Source organism: Streptomonospora litoralis (genome assembly GCF_004323735.1).
In the GTDB taxonomy this organism is placed as follows: Bacteria; Actinomycetota; Actinomycetes; order Streptosporangiales; family Streptosporangiaceae; genus Streptomonospora; species Streptomonospora litoralis.
Genome location: NZ_CP036455.1, coordinates 5,047,080 through 5,070,522, shown reverse-complemented (window position 1 = coordinate 5,070,522; position 23,443 = coordinate 5,047,080). Strand labels below are relative to the sequence as shown.

General features: G+C 68.7%; 21 protein-coding genes. 5 read left to right on the top strand and 16 right to left on the bottom strand.

All coding sequences use genetic code 11. The annotated features are described in order from the left end of the window. Nucleotides 1–189: 189 nt before the first annotated feature. A complete protein-coding gene (trpS, locus tag EKD16_RS21475) occupies nucleotides 190–1,248 on the bottom strand; it encodes a tryptophan--tRNA ligase (protein ID WP_131100821.1) in 1,059 nt (352 codons plus the stop codon). 364 nt (nucleotides 1,249–1,612) lie between these two features. Between trpS and EKD16_RS21470 the strand changes: the two genes are divergently transcribed. Continuing rightward, nucleotides 1,613–2,089, top strand: a complete 477-nt coding sequence (locus tag EKD16_RS21470; RefSeq protein WP_131100819.1) for an NUDIX hydrolase — start codon at nucleotides 1,613–1,615, stop codon at nucleotides 2,087–2,089. Nucleotides 2,090–2,168: 79 nt separating this feature from the next. Then, nucleotides 2,169–2,822, top strand: coding sequence for an NUDIX hydrolase (locus tag EKD16_RS21465; protein WP_131100817.1), 654 nt, complete (start codon nucleotides 2,169–2,171; stop codon nucleotides 2,820–2,822). 391 nt (nucleotides 2,823–3,213) lie between these two features. Here EKD16_RS21465 and EKD16_RS21455 read toward each other — a convergent pair whose 3' ends face one another. Next, the gene (locus EKD16_RS21455) at nucleotides 3,214–3,717 is read right to left on the bottom strand and encodes an NUDIX hydrolase (RefSeq protein ID WP_131100815.1); all 504 of its coding nucleotides are present in this window, start codon (nucleotides 3,715–3,717) and stop codon (nucleotides 3,214–3,216) included. Between the two features lie 214 nt (nucleotides 3,718–3,931). Then, on the bottom strand, nucleotides 3,932–4,735 hold the full coding sequence (locus tag EKD16_RS21445; RefSeq protein ID WP_131100813.1) for a class I SAM-dependent methyltransferase: 804 nt from the start codon (nucleotides 4,733–4,735) through the stop codon (nucleotides 3,932–3,934). A 490-nt stretch (nucleotides 4,736–5,225) separates the two neighbouring features. On the opposite strand from EKD16_RS21445, the gene EKD16_RS21440 reads away from it, so the two are divergent. Beyond that, nucleotides 5,226–6,089 (top strand): NUDIX hydrolase, encoded by an 864-nt coding sequence (locus EKD16_RS21440; protein ID WP_131100811.1) that lies wholly within the window; start codon nucleotides 5,226–5,228, stop codon nucleotides 6,087–6,089. Nucleotides 6,090–6,199: 110 nt separating this feature from the next. On the opposite strand, the gene EKD16_RS21435 is transcribed toward EKD16_RS21440, so the two are convergent. Further along, nucleotides 6,200–6,967, bottom strand: coding sequence for an NYN domain-containing protein (locus EKD16_RS21435; RefSeq protein WP_131100809.1), 768 nt, complete (start codon nucleotides 6,965–6,967; stop codon nucleotides 6,200–6,202). Between the two features lie 542 nt (nucleotides 6,968–7,509). Here EKD16_RS21435 and EKD16_RS21425 point away from each other — a divergent pair. Together EKD16_RS21425 and EKD16_RS21420 are read left to right on the top strand one after the other, a co-directional pair. Continuing rightward, nucleotides 7,510–7,779 (top strand): hypothetical protein, encoded by a 270-nt coding sequence (locus EKD16_RS21425; RefSeq protein WP_207391367.1) that lies wholly within the window; start codon nucleotides 7,510–7,512, stop codon nucleotides 7,777–7,779. Between the two features lie 50 nt (nucleotides 7,780–7,829). Continuing rightward, nucleotides 7,830–8,720, top strand: a complete 891-nt coding sequence (locus EKD16_RS21420) for a phosphotransferase family protein (protein WP_131100807.1) — start codon at nucleotides 7,830–7,832, stop codon at nucleotides 8,718–8,720. Nucleotides 8,721–8,875: 155 nt separating this feature from the next. On the opposite strand, the gene EKD16_RS21415 is transcribed toward EKD16_RS21420, so the two are convergent. The 12 genes from EKD16_RS21415 to EKD16_RS21355 all read right to left on the bottom strand — a co-directional run bounded on the left by EKD16_RS21415 (nucleotide 8,876) and on the right by EKD16_RS21355 (nucleotide 23,352). Further along, nucleotides 8,876–9,517 carry an HAD family hydrolase gene (locus EKD16_RS21415; RefSeq protein WP_131100806.1) on the bottom strand — a complete coding sequence of 214 codons (642 nt, stop codon included), beginning with the start codon at nucleotides 9,515–9,517 and terminating at the stop codon, nucleotides 8,876–8,878. Nucleotides 9,518–9,866: 349 nt separating this feature from the next. Continuing rightward, on the bottom strand, nucleotides 9,867–10,061 hold the full coding sequence (locus EKD16_RS21410) for a DUF397 domain-containing protein (RefSeq protein ID WP_131100804.1): 195 nt from the start codon (nucleotides 10,059–10,061) through the stop codon (nucleotides 9,867–9,869). Nucleotides 10,062–10,122: 61 nt separating this feature from the next. Further along, complete coding sequence (locus EKD16_RS21405) at nucleotides 10,123–10,368, bottom strand: Scr1 family TA system antitoxin-like transcriptional regulator (protein WP_242677479.1); 246 nt, start codon at nucleotides 10,366–10,368, stop codon at nucleotides 10,123–10,125. A gap of 849 nt (nucleotides 10,369–11,217) precedes the next feature. Continuing rightward, nucleotides 11,218–12,294 (bottom strand): phosphotransferase enzyme family protein, encoded by a 1,077-nt coding sequence (locus tag EKD16_RS21395; RefSeq protein WP_131100800.1) that lies wholly within the window; start codon nucleotides 12,292–12,294, stop codon nucleotides 11,218–11,220. A gap of 510 nt (nucleotides 12,295–12,804) precedes the next feature. Then, nucleotides 12,805–13,905, bottom strand: a complete 1,101-nt coding sequence (locus EKD16_RS21390; RefSeq protein ID WP_131100798.1) for a hypothetical protein — start codon at nucleotides 13,903–13,905, stop codon at nucleotides 12,805–12,807. Nucleotides 13,906–13,909: 4 nt separating this feature from the next. Continuing rightward, entirely contained in the window at nucleotides 13,910–15,961 is a 2,052-nt protein-coding gene (gene fxlM, locus EKD16_RS21385; protein WP_131100796.1) for a methyltransferase, FxLD system, read from the bottom strand. Between the two features lie 52 nt (nucleotides 15,962–16,013). Further along, nucleotides 16,014–17,084, bottom strand: coding sequence for a lanthionine synthetase C family protein (locus EKD16_RS21380; protein ID WP_131100794.1), 1,071 nt, complete (start codon nucleotides 17,082–17,084; stop codon nucleotides 16,014–16,016). Further along, nucleotides 17,081–19,072 carry a lantibiotic dehydratase family protein gene (locus tag EKD16_RS21375; RefSeq protein ID WP_242677104.1) on the bottom strand — a complete coding sequence of 664 codons (1,992 nt, stop codon included), beginning with the start codon at nucleotides 19,070–19,072 and terminating at the stop codon, nucleotides 17,081–17,083. Before EKD16_RS21375 ends, EKD16_RS21380 begins: the two co-directional genes overlap by 4 nt. Nucleotides 19,073–19,195: 123 nt before the next feature. Beyond that, nucleotides 19,196–19,381 (bottom strand): FxLD family lanthipeptide, encoded by a 186-nt coding sequence (locus EKD16_RS21370; RefSeq protein WP_131100792.1) that lies wholly within the window; start codon nucleotides 19,379–19,381, stop codon nucleotides 19,196–19,198. Nucleotides 19,382–19,721: 340 nt separating this feature from the next. After that, nucleotides 19,722–20,141, bottom strand: a complete 420-nt coding sequence (locus EKD16_RS21365) for a hypothetical protein (protein WP_131100791.1) — start codon at nucleotides 20,139–20,141, stop codon at nucleotides 19,722–19,724. Between the two features lie 192 nt (nucleotides 20,142–20,333). Beyond that, a complete protein-coding gene (locus EKD16_RS21360; RefSeq protein ID WP_242677103.1) occupies nucleotides 20,334–22,256 on the bottom strand; it encodes an ABC transporter ATP-binding protein in 1,923 nt (640 codons plus the stop codon). A gap of 265 nt (nucleotides 22,257–22,521) precedes the next feature. Beyond that, nucleotides 22,522–23,352, bottom strand: coding sequence for an SAM-dependent methyltransferase (locus tag EKD16_RS21355; RefSeq protein ID WP_131100789.1), 831 nt, complete (start codon nucleotides 23,350–23,352; stop codon nucleotides 22,522–22,524). Nucleotides 23,353–23,443: the final 91 nt, after the last annotated feature.

Genomic DNA, 23,443 nt, shown 5'->3' with positions numbered 1-23,443 from the left:
TCTACGTTGACGGGCAACGCGGTGGTTCACCGACGTTATCGCCGACGTACTCGGCGCATCGGCCCCTATCGGCCACAGTCTCCTCCCTGCGGCAGGACAGGCTTCTTTAGTGGCTATCGGCGGTCCCGGTGCCGTCATCCGTCGCCACGCGTGAGCTGCGGAAGCGGAGATCCGTGAAGACGCGGCCGGTCAGGTCTGAGTCGCAGGTTTCTTCTGGGCCCGCTCGGCCTTGCGGCGCAGCTGGTTGTAGGCCCCGGCCAGCCCCATGGCCTTGCGCACCTCGAACACCACCTGTTGGACTTCGCGGCGCGTGCGCTCGGTGCCCTCGACGATGATCTGATCGACGAGGCCGGGCTGGGCCTCGAAGGCGGCGCGGCGCTCGCGGATCGGGTCGAGGAACCGGTTGATCGCGGCGGCGAGCTTGTCCTTGACCTCGACGTCGCCGACCGTGCCCGCCTGGTAGCGCTCCTTCAGGTCGGCGACCTGGGCCGGGTCGTCGTTGAAGGCGTCGTGGTAGATGAACACCGGGTTGCCCTCGACGGTGCCCGGGACGTCGGCCCGGACCCGGTTGGGGTCGGTGTACATGGCCGCGACCTTCGTGCGGACCTCCTCGGCGCTGTCGGCGAGGTAGATGACGTTGCCCAGCGACTTGCTGGCCTTGGCGTGGCCGTCGGTGCCCACCAGGGTCGAGACCTCGCTGGTGACGAGTTCGGGCACGGGGAACGTCTCGCCGTAGAGGTGGTTGAAGCGCCGGGCGATCTCCCGGGTCACTTCGACGTGGGCGTGGTTGTCCTTGCCGACCGGAACGACGTTGGCCTTAACACAGAGGATGTCGGCGGCCTGCAGGACGGGATAGCCGAGCAGCCCGTAGGGCATTTCCTCTTTGGAGGCGTCGCTGGCCATGTCTTTCAGGCTGGGGATGCGCTCCAGCCGCGGGACGGTGATCAGGTTCTGGAAGAGCGTGTTGAGTTCGCCGATCTCGGGGATGGCCGACTGCAGGTAGAACGTCGCGCGTTCGGGTTCGATGCCGGCGGCCAGGGAGTCCAGCACCATCTGGCGGGCGTTGCCCGAGATCTCGTCGATGTCGCTGCGGGCGTTCTTGGTGGTGAGCATGTGCAGATCAGCGAGGATGAGCCAGGTCTCGTACTGGTGCTGCAGTTTGACCCGGTTGGCGATGCTGCCCACGTAGTGGCCCAGGTGCAGTTTCCCGGTGGGGCGGTCGCCGGTGAGCATCCGCTGATCTGTCATGGCGGTGGGGTCCTTCGCACAGGTGTCGGTCGGTCGTGGTGCCCACATAGGCGTCACGGTCGGCCCGGGCCAGCAGATTCGATCGCGTCGATGACCGGGGCGATGGTGGGGATATCGATCAGATGCACTTGAATCCACCCGGGAAGACTCGCCTTATCCCGGTCAGGGCGTCCGCGGTCGAAGCCTATCGCCACCGGTGGGTTCACGCCCGCTCGAATAATCAATATCCCCACCTCGCGATGGTCACCTGTGGGCCCAGAGCGCCTCTGCGACCGGCGGGGAGATGTTAAAGGACCGCCGCTTTCGATATCCGTATCCATGGGACACCCTCATGTGCCAACGCGCCGCTGTAATATATCCGGCAATGACGGAGCAGAGGGTCGGCAGCGTGCAGCGGCGTGCGGCGCGGGCCATTCTGATCGACGACCAGCGGCGTCTGCTGCTGATCAAGCGGACGAAACCGAACGAGCCGCCGTACTGGACTACCCCAGGCGGCGGCGTTGAGGAAACGGACGAATCCGTCGAGGCGGCCCTGCATCGCGAACTCGCCGAAGAGCTGGGCGCGACAGCGACCGTCGCCTCGCACGTGTTCCTGTTCAGCTACGCCGGCGAAGACGGGGACGTCGTGCACCACTTCTTCGTTGCCCGGCTGTCGGCCTTGGACGAATCCACCCGCACCGGGACGGAATTCAGCGATCCGGCACGCGGTAGCTACGAACTCGACCGGGTCGCGCTGCGTGGAGACGGCCTCGCCGCGCTCGACCTCAAGCCGGCTCCGTTGAAGGAGTTCATCCTGGACAACCGGGCGGCGCTGCTTTCCGAAGCGGCCTCCGTCGCCTGACTGGCTTCCGGTTCCACCGCTACGCCGCTCCCTGCCCCGCCGGCACGGCCACACCACCGCGACCGGGAAGCTCAGCCCCATGCTGATCGACATCTACACCGACCGCAACGAACACCTGGGGGCCGAGGACAAGAAGGTCGCCCACGAGATGGGCCTGTGGCACCGCACTTTCTCCTGTCTGGCCCTCAACCCCGATGCAGCGACCGTGCTGCTGCAGAAGAAGAGCCCCGGCCGCTACGTCTTCGACCGGCCCGACTACGCCGACTTCACCGTCGGCGGCCATTACCACGCCGGTGAGAGCGTCTCCGAGGGCGTTCGGGAGTTGCGTGAGGAACTCGGCCTCGAGGTTCCCTACACCGATCTTCAGCCCTTGGGGATCCGCCAGACCGCCGTCACCCTGGCCCCCGGGTGGGTCGAGCACGAATTCCAGTACTGGCATCTCCTGCCCCTCGACCTCGACATGGCCGACATCCCGCTGGACGACGCCGAAGTCTCCGGGCTCGTCGAAGTAGACCTCGACGACGCCATCGCCCTGGCCGGCGCCGAGGCCACCGAGGCTCCGGCCCGGTATCTGGTGCGCGAGGGCCAGGACGGCCACCGCCAACTCCTGGACGGCGCGCTGAGGCGGGAAGACCTGGTCCCCGGCTATCTCACCGTCGACCAGCTGTACCTGCGGATGTTCATCGCCGCCCGCCGCTACCTCACCGGCGAACGCACCCACCTGTTCTGGTGAACCGGGGTGGGGTACCGGCGCGACACACCCGGCGTGCGTGGCCGACAGATCGATTCCGAGCACGATCCCGGGCGGTGTTGGCCCACCATGCCGTTTTCGTCTCCAACCGCGTCGGAGTTCCCACCGACCAGCAGGCTGCGATCTCGGCCGCGACCTGCTCGGCGAGCTCGCCTGAGCGCGGACCATGGCCGATGACGCCGATCTCCCAGAACCGGCCCGGCGCGTCCTCGCCCTCGCGCACCGTCAGGTAGGCCAGGCTGTCGCCGTCCAGGGTGGCCATCGAGCCCCAGCCGAAGTACGGGGCGGCAGCTCACGGACGCTCAGGTGTTCGCCGAGATTGGGCTGCCGTGCTCAGCGGGGCGAGTATTCCGGGGCACCCTCCAGCCCGGCGTTACCGGGGACAGCGGGCCCGGGCTCGGTGGGGCTGGTGGCACGCGGCGGTTTGGGGCAGGTCGTCAGCGCGGAGGCGCTCGTTGAGTTCGCCCAGAGCCGTGCGGTTGCTGTCGAACCGCAGGACGTCGTGGGCGGCTTGGTAATCCAGCCATTGGACGGCGGTGTGCTCATCGGAGATTTTGATGTCCACACCGGTCAGGTCGGCGGCGAAGGTGTATTCAGGGATGACGTAGGTCCCTACAGGCCAACTGTCGCGGTCGGCGAAGATCCGCGCGGGGATGCTGGCGGTGGTCTGCAACGGGTAGAGCGAAACGGATTCGGTGAGTCCGAGTTCTTCGTCGGCTTCGCGAGCGGCGGCCTGTTGCGGTGTCTCGCCAGCCTCGCCTCCGCCGGCGACCGCCTGCCACACATCCATGTCCTCACGCCGCAGTATGGCGAACTCGACCAGCTCACCGATGCGGCGGAAGGGGACGACAAGGACCTGGAACGGTGCTCGGGGCATAGGAATCTCCTTGCTCGGAGGTCAGGCGAGACGCCGCGTGGATTCACGGCGTCGCCGGTTAACGGAGCTGGCTGCGATTGCCGCGTTCGGGGGTGACCATGTCGGTGTTGAGCGGCAGGTGCGGGCTGTTCTGTTCCAGCGATCCGACCGGCAGGCAAAGGATCGACTATTCGCTCAGTTCGGCCCTAAGGCTGCCCGTAACCGCACCTGGCTCTCAGCCGCCATTGCGGCTGCGCCGTCCCAGACGGATGAGGAACTCGTTCTCCTCGGGGAACGTGTCGTCGCCGCTGAACTCGGCCAGCCGGTGCTTCACGGCGGCCTCGAATTCCTTGACCCGGTCCCCGAAGAGGTGGGGTGCGGCGAAGGATGTGGAGTAGAGGTAGCCGAGGATGCTTTCCGCGGTCCAGGTGCACTCGACGGGTACGCGGACTTCCTCGACTGCGTCGAAGGGTGATTCCGCCAGGAGGTCGCTATAGGGGCGGTTGTGGTGCTGAAACGTACCGGCACCCGCGCGCCGTTCCTCGCCGAGGCAGCTCTTCACGACGTCGCGGACTGCTTCCTTCCACGGGCTGCTGGCGGTCCAGAAGCTGCTGTCGCTGAAGATGGCGACCACGCCGTCGGGAGCGACCTGCTCGTCCAGCAGGGACAGGACCGTGCCTTGGTCGAGCCAGTGAAACGCGCGGCAGATGGTGACGAGTTCGGCCTGCCAGCCGGTGGGCGGGGTGAAGTCCTCAGCCGTGCTCTGGACGAGGGATAAGCGGGAGTGCTCGGGGAGCTTGGGACGCAGCGCCGACTCGGCCGCGGCCAGCATGTCGGCGTCGCTGTCGACGCCGATGATGTCGTCGAAGCGATCCAGCAGGGCCTCGGCCACCAGCCCGGTCCCGGTGCCGACGTCCAGGAGGCGCCGCCGACCTTTGGAACGGGTGGGGGCGGCGTGGTCGAGAACCGACGTCACATCGTCGGGAATGCCGGGACGGTACCGGCGGTAGTATGTAGCGGTTCCGGTGAAGTGACTCATGCGTCGCTCCCTGTGGTGAGGTGTTCGATTTGCTCGGCGGCCGCAGCCAGGTCGATAGCGACAAATAGATGGGCTAGATGGCGGACTGCACGGTCCCCACGATGTCGCAGGCCCGGTCGTGGCCGCCGCAAATTCCGGGACGGAGTGTGCGTTTGAGCGGTCGCCAGCAGTCGGCCCAATATTGGGTGTCGTCGCTCGGACCTCGCGCACCACACTGCCGGAAATGTTCGGTGGTCACCGGCCCATGTTGTGGGTGGCGGCGAGCCGTCGCTGGGGGCAGGGCCCGAGAGGCGGACCGCCAGTTGACGACGTTCTCGGAACGGTGGAGCCGTCCGGCCAGCAATCTCCAGACAGTGGAAGGGCGACGGAGGCTGCGGACCAGGACGGCGTCGAGTGCACCGGCGTGCCAAATGGAGAGCTATAGCGGCCCGTCTTGACGTCATTCGTTGTTTAGCTGCGGCGCGGACACACTTCAGGCCATGCTGGCACTATGTGCGATCGTATGTTCGAGAACCTGGCGAGCGAGGAAGCCCGATCCGCCGCCGTCCTCGCAGCGCACGTGCTGCTTTTCGACCGCGGCCGGGTGCTGCTTACCCGGCGCAGCGCGAACGCTGCCTACGCCCCGCTGTACTGGCATGCGAGCGTGGCGGGCAAGGTCGAGCCACACGAGTCGGTCGTCGACGCGGCGGTTCGAGAGGCCCGCGAGGAGCTGGGGATCGTGCTGGCGCCCGGTGACCTGGAACCGGCCCACGTCATGCACAGCGCGGAGAACGGGAGCCGCCTGCACGTCTTCTTCGCCGCCCGAACGTGGGAAGGAGTGCCGGTCAACGCCGAACCCGACAAGCACGCGCAGATCGCCTGGAACCCCGCCCACCGGCTGCCGGATGCGACCGTCGGCTACTGCGCCCAAGCGATCGAGGCCTACCTGACCGGTGCCCCGTTCTCCCTCCATAGGTTCCCGCACAACGGGGAAACCGCGGCCGCGTCAGGTCCCGCCGCCGAGGCGGACCTCGGAGACGCGGGCGTGCCCGGCTCGCTAGAGCTCATGTTCAACCGGATCGCCGCGGAGCGCCGGCGGCAGGAGCGGATGTATGGCATCCAGAACCTGTCCTCCGGCAACGGCCCCCAGCACCGGCCTCAAGCCGAGCGCGCACAGAGCAACGTCGACGACGCCGGGCATCCGCCTACGTTCTACGACCTGGCGTTCGAAGAGTTGAGCGAAGCGCGTGCCGCCGACGATCGGGAGTTGCTCGAGGAACTGGTGCAGAGTGCGGCGGTGCTGGTCCAGTGGGGCCAAGCCGTGCTCGCCTCGCAGGAGGCCGGAGATCCTACGACGCCGTCATCTCGTTCTTGATCGGGTGGGGAACGCCGCCGACGTCCCGGTACCGGTGCGGTGGCCGGTCGACAGTGTCTCCAGCGCGGCAGTCTGATCTGCCGCGTCCCGCCATGGCCCCGCGGTGGGCATCAGCTTGCGCGGCTGCGGTCGCGGACGTAGACGACGGGAGGATTCCCGCCGCCGGGATCGCGTTTGGCCAGATTGAACAGTCCGGTCGCCTCGATCAGGCTCATCAGTTTGGCGTGGCCGTAGCTGCGGGGGTCGAAGTCGGGTTGGCGCTTGCGGGCGATGCTCCCGACGGCTGCCAGGTGCGCCCAGCCGTCGTCGTTGGAAGCCGCGGCGACCACCTCGCGCAATAGGCTCGCCAGTCCAGCGTCCGAGGCCGGGAGGACGGAAGCACCATTGGCCTGCCCCTGCTGCAGTGGCTGTTCGGTCTCCGCCGGCGTTTTCTGGGTGGAGACGAGGTTCTCGGTGTAGATGAACTTGTCGCAGGCCGAAACGAACGGCTTGGGCGTTTTGCGTTCCCCGAACCCGTAGACGGTCAGTCCGGATTCACGGATACGCGCGGCAAGGCGGGTGAAGTCGCTGTCGCTGGAGACGATGCAGAACCCGTCGAAGCGGTCCGTATACAGCAGGTCCATCGCGTCGATCACCAGGGCCGCGTCGGTGGCGTTCTTGCCGGTGCTGTACGCGAACTGCTGCATGGGCTGGATCGATTGGGTGAGCAGCTGCTCCTTCCACCCCTTGAGGGACGTGCCGGTCCAGTCGCCGTAGGCGCGCTTGACGTGGGCGGTTCCGTACTGGGCGACCTCGGCCAGCAGGTTGACGGCGATGGAGGGCTGAGCGTTGTCGGCGTCGATGAGTACAGCCAGCCGCGCGGTGCTTTCGTTGTCCATGCCCGTCCACTTCTACTCGCCGCAACCAGAGCCGCTCCAGCGACCCTAGCCCCAGAGCGACCTACGGGACGGCGCACGCGGTAGTGAGACTGTCCTCGCTGTCCTATAGGCCCCATCAGCGAGCGTCAAGGTCACTCAGGCGCTGGCGGGTGAGGGCGAGGTCGGGGGCGGCGGGCTGACAGAAGACACGCCCGACGAACGTGGAACACGGCCTCCTCCAGAGAACGTGGGTGGTGGCCGACGTGCGGGCGCCGGGGCGCCGCTCCGCGCGTGCCGTGTGCGCTGGAGCGGCGGCCGGGAACTCAGCCCATGTAGGGCCGATCTGCCTGCTGCCGACGCCGATACCGTTCCCGCCCAGCTCTCCTTCCCCCCACTGCTGCCCGACACCGACCACGTGACCCGGCCCCCTTCCGTTCTGCCACTGGTCATAAAGCCTGCAAGAACACCGGGTCGCCTCCGCCGCCGTACTCACCCCGGCTGACCTCGCGGTGGCATGCGACGGCCGCCGGATGTACCTCGCCGCCGGCATGAAGGTCCGAGCCATGGAGAGCCCGGAGTGGATGGAGCTGTTCGTCTCCTGCTCCCTGCCCTCCGGCCTGATCCGGATGCTGTTCCCGCAGACCGCCAAGGGCACGGTGCTTACCGAGGACCCGTACCCGTCCTCCACGGCGGCCGTGGACAAGGGAGCGGTCACCTACCTCGCCCGGCGGCTGCTGAACGAGAAGACAGCTGAGGACGAAAAGCTCTGGGAGTTCGGCGTCATCGGCCATGGCCCCGGAAGCGCGCCCTGTTGGAGGACGTCGCCGACCTGATCCGCGACGCCGTTGCCGTGGCGACCGAAAACACCTGAGAAGATCTCTGCGTGAGCTCCCACGTCCTCGACACCAGTGCCGTCCTTACCGCTGCGGCACGCGCTGCGGGCATCAAGGCCGACGGCGCTGAACTGATCCGCGATGGTGCCAACGTCCTCTACCGGCTGCCCGATCGCGTCGTCGCCCGCGTCGGGCGGCCGGGGACCTGCGCGGTCGCCGAGCGCGAAGTGGACGTTTCCCGCTGGTTGGAAGGCTGCGCGGTGCCGGTCGTCCACGCCCTTACCGGCGTTCCCCAGCCGACCGTCATCGACGGTAGCCCGGTCACCTGGTGGCGTTTGCTGCCACCCCACCGGCCCGCCACACCGGGCGAGCTCGGTGCTGTCCTAGGCACCATTCACAGGCTGCCGATACCCGAAGAACTGCGGCTGCCTCGGTTCGATCCGTTCGCCGGCATCGATCCCGACCACATCAGTACCGCCCAGGCGTTGGATCCCGAAGATCGAGCATGGCTGACTCGGCGCCTTGCCGACCTTCGTGAGCAGCACCTGAAGCTTGGCGCTGTGGGAGGCTGCGGAGTGGTTCACGGTGATGCCTGGCAAGGCAACGTGGCCGTCCCCGAGGAAGGTCCGCCCATCGTGTTGGACCTTGAGAAGGTCGCCCTCGGCCCGCGGGACGCCGATCTGGTCTCCCTGGCCGTGGACCATACCGACTTCGCCCGGATCTCCGACGAGGACTACAACGCCTTCGTCACCGCCTACGGCGGCTATGACGTGACCACCGCACCCGGCTTCGGCACCCTGGCGGAGATTCAAGAGTTGCGCTGGGTGTGTTTCACCCTCAGCAAGGCCGCAACCCGCCCCGGTGCCGCAGAGGAGGCCCGGCACCGCATCCGGTGTCTGCGCGGTGACATCCCCCGTCCATGGACCTGGAGGGCTTTCTGAACCTGCCGGGAACTGGGGGTACATTCCCTTCCACCTCCGTCAGTCCCGGGCAGGGACATTTGCCCTGGTGGGAGGATTCAGCGCTGCCCACACGACGGGGACGCGGTTCAGGGGGTACCGCCCCCCTGATAGTCAATCGGCAAGGCAGATGCAGGCTACGGCCTGAGCAAATCGGGAAGTTCAGCAAGCGAGTCGATTACCCAGGTGGCGTGTGTGGTCACCCGAGAGTCTGACGCCCACAGGTACCCCCAGGGGCCGCGGCGGATCAGTGCACTGTTCAGACCTGCAGCCGCGGCGGGAAGGACGTCGTTGTCTCGGTGGTCCCCAACATAGACGATCTCACGGGCAGTCCCCGACGCCATATATTTGACATGTTCAAAAAATCCATGTGCGGGTTTGGCGACACCCCATTCACCCGAGGTGGCGATGAGATCGACAGGAAGATCCAGCTGGCGCAATAGTTCTGCAGCGCGCCGTGTCTGGTTTCCGGCAATACCGAGCCACGCTCCCTGATCTCGTAGCGCTTGGAGCGTAGGTCGTACGTCGGAGTAGAGATCAGTCTCTTCGATGTGTTCGCCCTGGTCTGCCTCCTCGCGGGCCTGCCGCTCACGCGCGAGGTCGAAATCGGGTTTGAAGTAGGTGAAGGTCTCGGAGTTATCGCGTCCCTGCGCGGTAACCGCACCCAGCACCGCAGAGAAGGTGTGCCGCGGCACCTGAATCCAGTCAGCCCACCGGGCCCACTCACGAGTATCGTCTAGCAGCGTCTCGCCGACATCAAAGACAACAGACCGAATCATGCGCTTCCCAACCAGACATTGTGATGCTGGGAGGTGGCGAGCCCTGGTTCCTCGCCCGCCGACGCCATGTGTGGAAACGCGGCGCGTGCGTAGCAGGGGCGACGATGCCGACCACCACCGACCACTCTACGACTTGGCATTCGAGTCTCCGGTCGCGGAATCCTCGCCGACCGGACGGACGCTCCCGGGAAAGCCCGGAGGGTGGACGCTCGTAGACGTGCTGTCCCGACGTTCCTCCGAAGCCGTGGCCAGCCATGGTTAGGCTTGCCGCGATGCTCTGCGGAGCACTCAGGTGCGCGCCGGCCCCTCACCAGCACGGTGGAGGGGCCGACGTGTTGTGGCGGTGGAGCTACACCTGGTCCGACTTGACGTGGGCGAGGAAGGCCCGCCATTCGGCGGAGGTGAACTCCAGGCGCCCGTGGTCGGGGTGCTGGCTGTCGCGGACGGCGCCGGCACCGCCGTCCAGGTCGGCGACCTCGACGCAGTTCTGCGAGTTCCGGGTGGAGTAGCTGCTCTTGCGGAACTCAGGTGTGGGGTGGGACATGGTGCTCACTTCTTCGGGGTGGACCGGGCATCCTCGATGAACTGGGCGCTGGCGACGGTACTCAAGCGCTGCCCTGGACGTCGCCGAAGATCGCCACGTACTGGTCGACCTCCTCGGGCGATTCCTCGAACAATCCGCCGCCGATGCTGTCGGTGAAGATGATCGTTGGATCCACCGCCCCTAAGAAGTCGAGGACGGTGAACGCTGAGCCCAGCGCCGCATGCGCACCGACGCTGAACGGCAGCACCTGGAGGTCGATGTGGGGGAGTTGCCCCACGCGCAGCAGGTATTCGCCTTGCTTGCGCATCACCTCCGCGTCGCCCAGCGGACGCCGTAGCGCGGCTTCGTCGATGATCCGCGCCCCGCCGTATCGCTGAACTGCTCCCCTCGCGGGCGGTAGGCACGGAGTGCGAGGGGCGCGTCGCACGGGTGGTCCGTCCTCGGACATGTCGATCGCCCGGCGTTTCATGAGGGGGTGAGTCCTGCCGCCGGAGCCGCCACGACCGCCATCGCGGTGGGTTCCGCGCTCGGACCGGCCACCGCAGTGGTGGTGATTGTCGATCTGGCTGAGGACGTGCTGCCTCGGCGGGGACAAGTCCAACCCCCAGGTCCGCAGCCGGATCTCGGCTTCGCGGACGGTGTGCATGGCGGAGTGAGCACCCGCGGCATAGACGAGGCGGTTCTCAGGCAGCTTCGCCGGAGAAGGCACGGACGCGGAGCCGGTGGCAATTGGATGCACCCGGTAGGAGGTCCACGTCCGGAAAGACCGATTTCGAGGATGGCCTCGTCGTCGCGGTCCTGGGCTCCGGTGCCTTCCAGGTTCAGGGCGACCAGGGGCGCATCGGGTCGCGACTGCTGATTCGTTCACGGTGAGCTCCCGGCGTGGCGAGGCTCATCGTCGTCGAAGTGGGCGTGAGCTGCCAGCCGCTCACGCACTTGGCTGACCCGGTGCCGCCGCTCCTCGTCCAGTTCACAGCCTTACAGAGCGCCCGTGCGCGGCGTGGACATGGGGATGGTCGACCTCCCCGACCTCGTGGCAATGCCGGTATCGAAGGGTGTAGCGACGACGTTCGCCCAGCGAGTGGGTCAGGACATGGCTCTCCTTGATTAGGGACGGCGTGTCGGTGGAGTAGTCGAGATCGGCCCTCCTGACCGGTCAGCATCGCGACGGCCTCGTCGGTGGGAGGTGGTGGGCCAGCTTGGTGAGCATGTCCTCGATTGATCCGCGATGCTCCAGCAGAGTCTGGGCGGCGCGGTGGCGCATGTGCCAGAAGTCGTCGAGGTCGGCCTGGTCGATGCCGGGGCTGAGGTAGTGCTGTTTGATGCCGTAGAGACTGCGTAGAAGTTGAATGACGGGGACGTGGTAACAAGCTTGCAGGTCCGAAGCTGTGACGGTCGGGTTGACGTCGAGATAGGCGGTGAGGAGGGCGTTGGCGCAGTCGAGCCAGTCGCCGCGCGCGAGAGTCGTGGCGAAAAGCGCGGCGCGGCCGATGTCATAAGCGAGGAGTCCAGGGGTTGGCGGTGAGAAGTCGAGGACGGCTGTGAGTCGTCCTTCGTCGTCGAAGAGCAGGTTGCGGGGGGCGTAGTCGCCGTGCAAGACCTGGACGGTGAGATCCCCGGGAAGTTCCGCGGCGAGGGAGGGAAGGGCGGGGAGCATCGCCCGCCGCTCCGTCAGGGTGCGGGCAGCGAGGGTGTCGAAAGGGCCGGCCTGCCCCGCGTGTACCCGTTCCTCGATGATGCCGAGCAGATGGTCGATGGTGGCGGAGATGCCGTCGGTGTCAATACCGCGCCATGCGTCCTGCACGGGGCCGGCGGGCCGACGGCTTTCGGTCAGGTCAGCGGTGGCGCGGTGCAGATGACCTAGCGCACGACCCGCCTGCTCGGCGATAGAAGGGTTCAGTTCCTGGGCCGCGCTGCCGGGCATCCACTCCCATACCGACATCGCCACCGGTGAGCTGGTGTCTATGGGATCGCCTTCTCGGTTGTCGATAACGGGGGAGACGGGGACGCCGTTTTCGCCGGCGAACTCCGAGAGCGCGATCGCGCGGCGTTCGGTGGCCAGGTCGGCGGAATCCTCGTACGTTTTGACGAACATCGCGCGCTTGCCACTATCGGCGCGCAGGTTGACGGTGTGTTGGCCGCCGCGCACCGGAGACAGCTGCGCAGGGGCCAGCCCGTAGCGTTCGTCCAGAACGCGGGCCACGGTAGCGGAAAGGCCGGCGGAGTTGGGCATGCGGGTTCCTTGGTTGTGATCGGTTCGCTCGGGGACGCTGCCTCTAGCTGTTCTCCCGCTGTACAGCGGAAAGTCGTCTGTAGGCCGCGCCGATGGCGTTCCACTGTGCCTCCTCTGTTGCTGCAGCAGGCTACGATCAGCACACCGAGCCCGTCCGGGTCGGCGACAGGCAATACAGCCTGCGCCAGAGCCGGGGCGCAACAGTGGATTGGTTGCTGGAAACGGCGCCGGCGTCTGTGATGCGGCCTCCCCGGGTGTGGCCGTAGCCACGGTTCATGAGTCCCGTTCGCCTCGGACGGGAGACTCGTGGTCACACCTTGCCCCGTTCTCAGCGTCGTGCGGTCACAGCAATGTCTGCTGCCCGTGGCCGGGATCGTCGTGGCCGCCGAACCTTTCTCCAGAGTCGGTGAGCAGCGCGTCGATACCGGGGGCGCAGGCCCCGGTGGTCAAAGGCTGATGGCGCTGGGGCGCCGTCCTCCTCTGAGGTGCCGTCGGGAGCACGAACTCCCCTCACGCCAGGAGTCTGCGGAGAGCGGCTTCGGCGCGTTCGGACGCGGCGGTCAGGGTCTCCATGTGAGTTGGTGAAAGCCTGCCGGCGCCGAGCCCGGATTCGGCGACTATGGATTCGAGGTGGCTTCTCTGCTCCTCATCCAAGTGGGCGCCGACGAGGGGGTGGGTGAGGGTGTCGCGGGCGGCGTAGGCGTCGAGACGGGCCGCGTCGACGATGGGGTCGTGTAATCCGGCGGTGTGGGGGCCGGTGTGGTGGTGGGTTAGTTCAAGAGCGGCCAGGCCGACGCGGGTCTGGAACAGCGCAGTCGCAGGGTCAGGGGAGGTGAGCACCGCTCCCGCCCCGAGCAGTGCCTCGTCCCGTTCTTGCGCGGAGGCCGGCGCGGTTGCAGGACGGCAGGCCACTTGCAGCAGGGCCGCGATGGCGTTCTCCCATTCTTCGGTGGGCGCGGTGGCCTCGATCGCATCGCGCGCTTGCTGGTAAAGGCCCCGTTCCATCAGCGACATGATCATGATCTGGCGGCCGTCGAGAAGGCGGTGCCCGACGCCGCGATGGGCGGTCATGGCTTCGGCGGCCTGGGTCCAGCATCCGATGCGCGCCAGGGCCCGGGCGCCGTCGACGAGGAGTGCGACCCACAGTGCCTTGCAGACATCGTGGTGGTCCGATTCCGTGGCGGTGAGGGCCGATAGGTCGACGTCGTGGCCGCGGATGTGGGTCGAGCTGCGCGCGTGGGCGGTGCGGTAGAGCTGCTTGAGTACGTCGTAGGCGCCTTCTCCGTCGCCTTCGCGCGTCAGCAGCCGGGAGAGGTTGATCAACGGCATGAGTGCCATGACCGCGATCTCTCCGGTGAGACGGCCGGCGTCGGCGAAGGCGCGGTGCTGTTTCCAGCAGAGGTCGGCGGCCAGGTCGGGTAGCGCGGCGTCGGAGGCGATCAGCGCGGCGTAGTTGAGGACTCCGCTGGCGCGGGCCACGAGGTCGTGGTGGCTCGCGCCAGCGGACTCATCGGCCAGCCCCGTGACGTGGGCGATGCGTTGCTCTAACGGCAGCGCGGGAGCCTTGGGGCGACGCACCAGCGGAATGCGGGTGGCGATCGGGGGGATCATGGGCTCAGCTGCGGCGCGGCCAGTCGATGACCAGGCGGCTGTGAGGCTTGTCGATGACGAAGCGCGGATCGTTGGTCTTCAGCCGGTCGCGCGCCTCGCCGAGGGCCATGCGGAAGGTGGGGCTGGGCGCGGTGTTGCCCCAGCCCTCATCCCACGCGACGATCTCGCCCGCGACCTGCTCGGCGAGCTCGTCGGCGCACGGGCCATGGCCGATGACGCCGATCTCCCAGAACCGGCCCTGCGCGTCCTCGCCCTCGCGCACCGTCAGGTAGGCCAGGCTGCCGCCGTCGAGGGCGGCCATCGAGCCCCAGCCGAAGTGCGGGGTGAAGCCGGGGCGGGCACCCGGCATGCGGGACAGGCCGTTGGGCAGCACAGCCGCCAGGTACAGGTAGAGCCACTCCCAGGGGTCGCCCTGGCGGAACTTCACGCCGGAGTAGACCTTGGCCTGCTGCTGGTCGAGGACGGTGCGGATCGCTTCGCGGTCCACGTCCTGCTCGCTGAAGGTCTCCAGGAGCACGTTGCCCTCACCGGCCATGGGAACCCGCGTGTAGACGTCGTCGCACACGCCCTTGCGCAGGGGGATGAACGTCGCCATCTCGCACGAGACGGTTTTCCAGGCGTCGCCGTCACGTTCGAAGGCGAAGCTGCGGGAGATGCTGCCGCGGATGCGCATGGGCAGGACCAGGCGTCCGTGCGGGGCGAGCTGGTCGAGGATCCGGGCCGGCACGTCACCGGCGCCGACGGTGAACTGGATGCGGTCGTAGGGGGCGTGGTCCGGCCAACCGGCCGCGCCGTCGCCCAGGACGGCGGTGACATTGGAGGCGCCGGCTTCGGCGAGGTTCTTGCGGGCGCCCTCGACGAGGTCCTGGTCGACGTCGACCGTCCACACATGGCCCCCGGGCGCCACGAGGCGGCCGAGGAGGGCGGCGTTGTAACCAGTTGCGGCTCCGGCTTCCAGCACCCTGTGTCCGGGCCGGGCGCCCAGCTGCTCCAGTTGGGTGGCGACGATGGAGGGGGCGGAGATGCAGGAGATCATGTCGCCGGTGTCATCGTGCTTGATGGATACGGCGTCCTCGGCGTAGGCGGCGTGCTGGTCGACGCCGGGCAGGAACCGGTCGCGCTGGACCTCCCGGAAGGCGGCGATGGCCTCGGGGGTGCGGAGGTGGCCGCTGCCGACGAGGCGGTTCACGAGTTCGTCGCGCAGGTCGGCGGGGTCGGTGGCGGAAGTCATGGTCTCCATTCGGGTTGCATCGGTTGTCGAATGAGCGGACAGATGGGTGGACACGTCAGCATCCTGTCGATCGGCGAAGGCGACGTGGCTGCCCAGCCAGGCCGTTGCGGCCTGCTGGTCGATGGGAACTCCGGCGCGGTTGAAGGCGAAGACGGCATGGTGGGCCAGCACCGCCCGCAGGCCCCGCGTGAGCCGCCCTTGGTCGGCCAGGGACCTCAGCCGGCGGCCGGCGTCGGTGAACGCGGTGACGCGCTCGGCCCAGTCGGCCTCGGCGTTCGGCCGATGCTGGGCGTCGGCGTTCATCAGGCGCCGCATGGCCGCCACCGCACTGTCACGCGCAGAGCCGGCGGGCGGGGTGAGCGGTGGCCGCAACGCGCCGAGCTTCGTCCAGACGTCGCCGACCTCGAACGGATCCAGGCCGGCGTGTCGGAGCAGGACCGACAGCAACAGGACGCAGCGCTCCCTGGCGCCCGGGGCGCCGGTCTCCATCAAGGCGGAGGGACTGTCGGCGCAGAACAGGGCATGCGCGATGGCCATGCCCGCGCTACCGCCGAAGGCTTCGGTCTCCGGCTCGTAGACGGTGCCCACCCACCTCGTGGCCACCTGGTCGGCGACAAGGGCATCCAGGTGATGGGCTGCGCAGTGCTGCGTGCGCAGTCTCAGCCCGCCGTCCTTGCGCACAAAGTGGAAGCGCTGGTCGGCCAGCGTCGAGCACAGAGCCTGAGCGGCGTGCGAGCTCACTCCAGCCTCACCCGCGAACCACACGCTAGCGCTCCACCAGCCTTCCTCAGCGGCTCCGGGAAGACGTTCGTCCTCGTCTTTCATGGTCGTGGCAAGCTCCTTAGTTGGTGCGGCGGCATGCGGATGCCCGTCCGGTTCAGGTGATCAGCAGGAGACGCGCCCAGCCGGTGGCGTCGGTGGCCTCCACGGGCAGCTGCGCCCCCACCCGGCCTTCCATGAGTCCGCGTTCGGGCAGCCGTTCCCGGTCGGCGGCGAGACGCCGGTGCAGGTCCGCGATCAGCGGGGTGAACCGCGCCGCGGCTGGGCTGTCTTCGGCGACGGCGCGGACGACGGTCAGTAGCCCGGCCCAGCCGTGGCACAGAGTGGCGTCGGTGATGCGGTCGAGCCAGACCGCATCCGTCAGGGTCTGTATGACCTGGTTCTCGGCCGCGCGTCGGCGGGACGGATCGCCCAAGGCGATCGCGGCCAGGTGCTGGGCGCGGGCGGTGCCGGCGCGTCCGTAGCACCAGGACGGACGCGTCGGCACCGGCGTGGGCGGACCGGGCGCCCGCAATTGATCGTCACTCGTCCAGTAGTTGCAGCCGTGGGTGTCGAGCCAGTGGTCGAATACCGCGATGGCCTCGCGCTGGTCTGGTACCTGGACGCCGTGCCGGGCGGCCAGTGACAGCAGAGCCAGGGGCCCGGCAATGCCGTGGGCGACACCGTTGTTGCCGTGGCCGCCGTCGAGCTCCTCACCGGAAGGGCCCACATCCGACCACCAGCCGGGCATCTCACGTTCCTCGGTGCGGACCGGTCGCGACAGCGAGACCAGGTAGACCAGGACGTCCTTCAACAACGGCGCGGCCTCACTTCGGGCCAACAGCAGCGCACCAAGACCGGTCAGCCCCCGAATGAGGTCGAATTCCGCCACATGCGGCAGCACCCCCGATTCCTGTCGCCGACGCGCTGCGGTGAGGCGAGCGGCCACAACGCGGTCGACCGCGGCGCACACATCCCGTCGCGTGATTCCGGCCCGGAGCAGGACGAATTCCAGCGCCGGGGCCCCGTGGAACAGCGACGCGTTGCCTCCGGTGCTGATCCCGTCCGCAACCGCCTGCGCAAGGGTGCTGCGGGCCGATGCGGTATCCCCGCGTTCGACGTGCAGGAGTGCGGTGCCCAGCGCGCCGTCGGACAGATCCTGGGTTCTGGGTAGCGTCGGCGCGGTCATGGACGCGCCTCCAAGGGGATGACGACGCTGTTGGCGCGTCCGCCCAGCCATCCGTCGGCATCGGGCGGCGGCGCCTCCTGCACGACGGCGACGCCGGTCCGGCTCGCGCCGAGATGGTTGCGCAACAGATCCCGGTGCAGGTCGTGCCGCAGGTCGAGAGGAAGGTGTTGATCGTCTTCTACCAGGACCACGCGGTCGGGAACGCGGAACCGGCGCATCCACTCATGGAGCCCGTCGGCCCATTGCCGCGGTGTCGCGCCGCGGCCGGGCAGATCGCGAGCGTGCAGCTTCCATCGCGCGGGGACCAGGACGGATCGCCGGTAGTGCAGCGCGGGCGTGAAGGGCAGCGTCCATGCGGCTCCCCAGTCGAACCACGTCACCTGTGGTACCCCGGCCCGGCTGATCTCGGCAACGAACCGGACCAGAGCGGGGGTGTAGTTGTTCCACTGGAAGTTGATCGCCGTAGGAGCGAGCAGCTCCAGCCGCGTGCCGGTGGCGGCTTGGGCGAGGTACAGGCGGCCCTCGCGCAGCCCCACGGCCAGGTCGGACGGAAACAGTACTCCGGGTGTGGGGTACCGGAACTCTCCGACGCTGACCAACCGGGGCAGCACCTGCGGGGCCCGCGTGAGCAGGTCCCCTGAGGTGCGTGCGGAATGGAAGGACAGCTGAGCCGATTCCGCGCCGGGCTCGACCGCGGGCAGGCTCGCACATCCCGAACCGGTGTGGGAGAACAGGTGCCAGAACCGGCCCGTCATCGAGCCGACCGCGCGGGAGACGGTGGAAACCCGCAGGCGAAAGTTGCCTCGGTCCACGGCACGCATCGAGTCGGCCTGGACCTGGGCGCACAGTTCAAGATGGGGCGGAGTGAGCGCCCGCGTGCCGGCGGCAGCCTCTAACCGTTCGATCACCGGCTCGGACAGGACCACCTCTCGGCGGCCCTCCACAGCCGCAGTGGTGGCCAGCTCCAGAAGCAGCCGATCTCGCAAGGTCATCGGCCGAGGCGCCTGCGAGATCTCGCCGAACCCCTCGGGCAAGCCCAGCCCTTCCTCTGGGTCTGTCACGAGCTCCAGCGGCACCTCGGCGCCCTCACCGTAGCGATCGGCGAAATTTTCGGCGTAGCGCTGCCATGCCGGGGTACCCGTCGGATACGCAGCGAGGCGGGTGAGGACGGTCGCGGCGGTCTCTGCCTCCGTCACGACCGCCGTCGGAAGCTGCACCGTCGCGTCCAGCCGCAGGTCCGGCGCCGCCGGGCTGTCTTCCGCCTCCTCCCGCAGAGCCGAGGGCAAGTGGTCAGCCGGATCGACGACGGTGGCGGGCGCCCGCAGGGCCGACCGAAGCAGCCGTACCCGCAACAGCTGCGTGAGCATGCCGGCCCAGTGGGCCTCGGCTTTGTCGGTGAACTCGGCGGCAAGTTTGTCCGCCAGGGCCGAAAACCGGATCGGTGACCGCGCCGCCTCCAGCACCAGTTCGACCGCAGGCGTCAGCGCGAGTGAGACCTCCGACGGCCCTTCGCCGGGAATGTAGATGCGGTCGCCTCGCCGGCGTGCCAGGTTGTTGACGCATACGTCGACCTCGGCCATGCGCGCGGCGTCGGTCTCCCAGGCGCTGATCATCTTCTCCAGCGCGACGGGGTCCGGCCTGCCCGCAGCCAGGTGCTGACGCCCGACGTGTGCCTCGGCCGCGTCGTCGAAAGTGACCGGTGCGACGCCTGCGAACAAGCCGAAGGGCGTGGATCGCTGCGTGTACCTGATGGCGTAGCGGGCTGTAGCCAGTGCCGCCCGCCGTACCCGACGCGGCTTCGGCGAGCGTCCGTCGAGGACGGACTGGACCCGGCGTGCCAAGTCCGGGCTGGCAGTGGACACGGCGTGACGAAAGGCGTCATCGACCCACACGGCTGCCAACCACGAACGCCAGCGTTCCACGGCCGCCGTGGGTTCTGGCCATGGAGGCATGTCGGGTCCGGTGAGGTTCGCTGCGGCGCGCAGCATTCCCTCACCGGCCCCCCGGTACAGGCTGCGCCGTGAGCGCGTCATCACCCTCGCTCCGTTCTCCGTGCGAACAGGACGGGTCAGTCGGACGGCTCCGACGTGACCCGCACCGTCTGCCTGGTCCTACGACGTGGTGCAGGCGCTCGGGCACGAGCTCCCGCAGTTGTCGCCGGTGCTGCACAGCAGTTCCGTCTCGGTCGCCGGCGTGTTCTCGATGAAGGTGATGTCGAGGCCGAACGGATCCGTCTCGTTGCCGGGATCGGTGATCTGCTGCAGCTCGGCGGGCTGATCAATGGTCGACGTGCTCATCAACTGCACTCCCAACATCTGTTGCGGAACCACGGGACGAAGGTGGTGACCCGCGGGGTTGTTTCTCTGCTGTATGGCTCCACGCGCACTGGCACGAACGGTGCTCGTGACAGTGCGCTCCGTGGGTGCCACACGGTCACTTTTCCAGGAGCGTGCGGGGTACGGCAGGGCATTCTGCGGTGCACCGAAGGGCAATCTGGAGCGGCCACGGCGCCCCACGGCCGAGGCCACCGCCACGGCTCCGACCGACCGCGGTAGACCGCTGACGGCCAGACGCGTTCCCCGGCGTTGACCTGGGCGACTGGATGCTTCGACCATCAGGCGGATGGCCCTGATGCCGTCAGTGTGCTGCCGGGATCGGAGCCGCTGGCGCCGTCTTGGCGGAGCCGCCGAAACCGGAACGCGGGTAGCTGCTCCTCGAAGGCGAAAACTCCTCGGTTCCCATCGCCTCGGAGCGTTCGCGATCTGGCGCGGGCGGCGCGCTGCTGCCACGCGGTGTGGGGTGGAAACCCAGCCCCGCGTCGTCGGCTACGCGCAAGATCGCGCGGAGTCCGGCCCGATAGTTCGCGTTGGGCCAGCGCACTCTGCCGCGTTCGTAGCGGGCGATGGTGTGGCCATCCAGCGCGTAGGCTTTGCCCTCGGTGCGCCATAGGTAGTCGTTGACCGCTTCGGCCAGTTCGGCCCGGCTCATCGGCCGGTCCGGAGCCGCCGGCGATGTACACGCCTCTCGCGCTCCACGAAGCCGGTGGTTGGCTTCCACACTCACTCCCTGCATCCGACGGTCCGGATCGCCATCTGCGGGGCCAGGGAACCGTCCCGCCGACCGCCTGCAGGGTCGGCGGCAGGGGAGGCGTGCCCGGGGAGCGTGTGACTGCCGGGTGGATATCGCATTGGTGGATTCCTCTTCCAGAACACGGAGCAGACGGGTCGGCCACGTCCGCGACGGTGCTGGTCATAGAAATTCTTCGGTGTGCCGGTGCGGGGTGGCTCCGTTGTAGGCGGCGGCTTGGATGCCGTAGAGCTCGGCGTAGAGCCCGCCGTGGGTGATCAGGTCGGTGTGGGTGCCCTGTTCGACGACGTGGCCGTGGTCGAGGACGTAGATCCAGTCGGCGCTGCGGGTGCTGGCCAGCCGGTGGGTGATCAGCAGCACCGCGGCCCCGTCGGCGGCGGCCTGGAATGTGGAGAACAGCCGCTCCTCGGCGCGGGCGTCCAGGGCGGCGGTGGGCTCGTCGGCGATGACCAGATCGGCCTGGGGGTAGAGGCCGCGGGCGGCGGCGATGCGCTGGCGCTGCCCGCCGGAGAGGTCCGCGCCGTCTTTGAACCGGGTATCCAGCGGCGTGTCCAGCCCGTGGGCGAGGTCGGCGACCACCTGGTCGGCGCCGCTGAGCCGCAGCGCCCGGCCCAGCCGGTCGGGGTCGGCGGTCCCGGGGGCGGCCATGGTGATGTTGCGTTCGGCGGAGAAGGGCCACTGGTGGTACTGCTGGCGGATCAGCCCGATCCGGGCGTGCAGCTCGTCGGGGTCCAGGTCGGCGATGTCGGTGCCGTTCCAGGTGATGGTGCCGGCATCGGGCACATACAGCCCGGAGATGAGGGTGGCCAGGGTGGATTTGCCGGACCCGTTCTCGCCGACCAGGGCCACGATCCGGCCGCGTTCGACGGTGATGCTGACTCCGGTGAGCGCGTTGGCCTCGGCGGCGGGGTAGGCGAAGTCCACACCCTGCACCCGCAGCTCTTCGAGTGGTCCGGGGGAGGTGGTGCCGGCGGCGGGCGGGGTGCGGCGGCGGGCCTGGTCGAAGGCCTCCAGCAGGTCCGACAGGTAGAGGCCGGATTCGTAGCAGGAGTTGACGGCGTTCATGAGCCGATCCAGGGCGGCTTTGCCCTGGCCCAGGGCGAGGTAGGCGGCCCCGGCCACCGCCAGCGGCATCAGCCCGGCCAGCAGCAGCGCGACCAGGGCGGCGTAGGTCGCCAGGGTGGCGATGCCGCCCAGCACGTCGCCCACAGCGCGGGTGGTGGTCTGACGGCCAACCACGGCCAGGAGGGCGTCGCGCACATGGTCGGAGATGCGGGCGAATTCGGCCAGCAGCATGGGGCGCATCGCGTAGGCGCGCAGCTCGGCGGCGGCCTCGCGCTCGGTCATGGCGTGGGTGTACATGTACAGCAGCCGGTTGGAGGTGCTCAGCGCCCGCATGCGGGCGTAGCGCATCCGGGCCGAGCGGATCGCGGCCCAGCCGACCGGGGCCACGGTCAGCGCCAGCAGCGGCAGCAGCACGGGGTGCAGGACGGTGACGACGGTGGCCACGGCCAGCAGGCTGATGAGTTCGGTGGCGATGTCGGCGGCGTAGCCGGTGATGCGTCCGGCTTCGTAGACGCCCAGGGTGCGGGCGCGGTGGATCTGGTCGCACCAGTCGGAGTCGTCGAAGGCCTCCAGGCGGGTGGCGGTGGTGAGTGAGACGAGTTCGACCTCCACGGCCCGTTCGACCATGGGGGTGAGTCGGCCTTGGGCCCAGATCGCTGCGGAGCGCAGTGCGGCCCGGGTCACCATGGCCGCGCCCGCCAGCAGGAGCGAGGGCAGGGCGGCCTGCAGCCGCTCGGGGGTGGGGCCCTGGGCGAACAGGCCTTGCAGGATGCCGACCACGGCGGTGAGCACGATCGCGGAGAGGGCGCCGGCGGCGATGTTGAGGCCGACGGTGAGCAGGGTGTCGCGGGGGCTGGCTTTCCAGCTCCAGCGCAGGGCGGTGGCGATGAGGGCGGGCAGGCGGGTGAGCATGCGCCACAGCGATAGGCGCTGCAGGTCGCCGAACCAGGGGTGGAATCGGCTGGTGGCCAGTTCGGGCAGTCCTGCGGGGGTGGCCGGGGCGGGGCGGCGCCGGTTCATACAACTCCGTTACACGTCGGTGCGGGAAGCGGCGGACACAAGGAGGACCGAGGGCCGGGCTCCGGGGCGGGCCGGTGCGCCGGCGCGGGGTGCGCCGGTGCAGGGTGGGCGGGGTGGCGCCTGGTCCACCCAGTCCCTGCCCCGGGTGGTGGGCCCGTAGTGGTTGGTGTTGTGTGTCGGCTCGGCCAGGGAGCCCGACGCCTCGGTAAGCCCGCGCGGGAAGCGGGCCACCCCTCGGCCGGTGCGAGACAGAGCCGTGTCCCCCTCAGCCCGCGGGCGGCCGTTGGGTAAGGCGGCCGAGGCCGCCGTCGCCCCAGGCCTGCTCGGGCGGCCAATAGGGCTCGTCCGGGTCGCGGCGCCACTGGGAGATGGGCACCACACCGGGCTCCACGAGTTCCAGACCGGTGAAGAACCGGCGGATCTCGGCGTGGCTGCGCCCTTTCAAGGTGGCGGAGCTGCGGGCGTAGACCTGTTCCATGAATGCCGCCCGCTGGGGGCTGGTCTCGTTTTCCAGGTGGGAGACGGCGATGTAGGAGCCCGGGCACAGTCGGTCGCGCAGCGCGGCCACCACCTCGTAGGGGCGGTCGTCGTCGGTGAGGAAGTGCAGGACGGCGATCATCAGCACGGCGACCGGCCGGGTGAAGTCGATCATCCCCCGGATCCGGGGGTGGGCGAGGATTCCGGCGGGGTCACGTAGGTCGGCTTCGGCGACCGCGGTGGTGGCGGGGTCCTCGGCCAGGAGCGCGTGGGCGTGGGCGAGCACGATGGGGTCGTTGTCGACGTAGACGACGCGGGCTCCGGGGGCGTGGCGCTGGGCGACCTGGTGGACGTTGTCCTGGGTGGGCAGCCCGGAGCCGATGTCCAGGAACTGGCGAATCCCGGCTTCGGCGGCCAGGTGGCGCACGACGCGGCGCAGGAAGTACCGGTTGGCGTGGGCGGTGCTGTGCAGCTCGGGGATGCGTTCCAGGAGCTCGGTGCCGGCGTCGCGGTCGGCGGCGTAGTTGTCCTTGCCGCCCAAATAAAAATCATAGAGTCGGGCGGCGCTGGGGGTGTAAGGGTCGACGCCGGTCGGGGGAGCGGGTGTGTGGTCGGACATGGTGATGCACCTGTCATACACAGAGGTGGTTTGCAGCTTCGGAGAGCACGCCGGTGGGGCCGAAGGCGGTGTTGGCGTCTTGCCTGCGCTC

Coding starts and splice junctions, on each gene's coding strand:
- trpS (WP_131100821.1), bottom strand. CDS start 1,248: ATGACAGATCAGCGGATGCTCACCGGCGACCGCCCCACCGGGAAACTG.
- EKD16_RS21470 (WP_131100819.1), top strand. CDS start 1,613: ATGACGGAGCAGAGGGTCGGCAGCGTGCAGCGGCGTGCGGCGCGGGCC.
- EKD16_RS21465 (WP_131100817.1), top strand. CDS start 2,169: ATGCTGATCGACATCTACACCGACCGCAACGAACACCTGGGGGCCGAG.
- EKD16_RS21455 (WP_131100815.1), bottom strand. CDS start 3,717: ATGCCCCGAGCACCGTTCCAGGTCCTTGTCGTCCCCTTCCGCCGCATC.
- EKD16_RS21445 (WP_131100813.1), bottom strand. CDS start 4,735: ATGAGTCACTTCACCGGAACCGCTACATACTACCGCCGGTACCGTCCC.
- EKD16_RS21440 (WP_131100811.1), top strand. CDS start 5,226: ATGTGCGATCGTATGTTCGAGAACCTGGCGAGCGAGGAAGCCCGATCC.
- EKD16_RS21435 (WP_131100809.1), bottom strand. CDS start 6,967: ATGGACAACGAAAGCACCGCGCGGCTGGCTGTACTCATCGACGCCGAC.
- EKD16_RS21425 (WP_207391367.1), top strand. CDS start 7,510: ATGGAGAGCCCGGAGTGGATGGAGCTGTTCGTCTCCTGCTCCCTGCCC.
- EKD16_RS21415 (WP_131100806.1), bottom strand. CDS start 9,517: ATGATTCGGTCTGTTGTCTTTGATGTCGGCGAGACGCTGCTAGACGAT.
- EKD16_RS21410 (WP_131100804.1), bottom strand. CDS start 10,061: ATGTCCCACCCCACACCTGAGTTCCGCAAGAGCAGCTACTCCACCCGG.
- EKD16_RS21405 (WP_242677479.1), bottom strand. CDS start 10,368: ATGCGCAAGCAAGGCGAATACCTGCTGCGCGTGGGGCAACTCCCCCAC.
- EKD16_RS21395 (WP_131100800.1), bottom strand. CDS start 12,294: ATGCCCAACTCCGCCGGCCTTTCCGCTACCGTGGCCCGCGTTCTGGAC.
- EKD16_RS21390 (WP_131100798.1), bottom strand. CDS start 13,905: ATGATCCCCCCGATCGCCACCCGCATTCCGCTGGTGCGTCGCCCCAAG.
- fxlM (WP_131100796.1), bottom strand. CDS start 15,961: ATGAAAGACGAGGACGAACGTCTTCCCGGAGCCGCTGAGGAAGGCTGG.
- EKD16_RS21380 (WP_131100794.1), bottom strand. CDS start 17,084: ATGACCGCGCCGACGCTACCCAGAACCCAGGATCTGTCCGACGGCGCG.
- EKD16_RS21375 (WP_242677104.1), bottom strand. CDS start 19,072: ATGCTGCGCGCCGCAGCGAACCTCACCGGACCCGACATGCCTCCATGG.
- EKD16_RS21370 (WP_131100792.1), bottom strand. CDS start 19,381: ATGAGCACGTCGACCATTGATCAGCCCGCCGAGCTGCAGCAGATCACC.
- EKD16_RS21360 (WP_242677103.1), bottom strand. CDS start 22,256: ATGAACCGGCGCCGCCCCGCCCCGGCCACCCCCGCAGGACTGCCCGAA.
- EKD16_RS21355 (WP_131100789.1), bottom strand. CDS start 23,352: ATGTCCGACCACACACCCGCTCCCCCGACCGGCGTCGACCCTTACACC.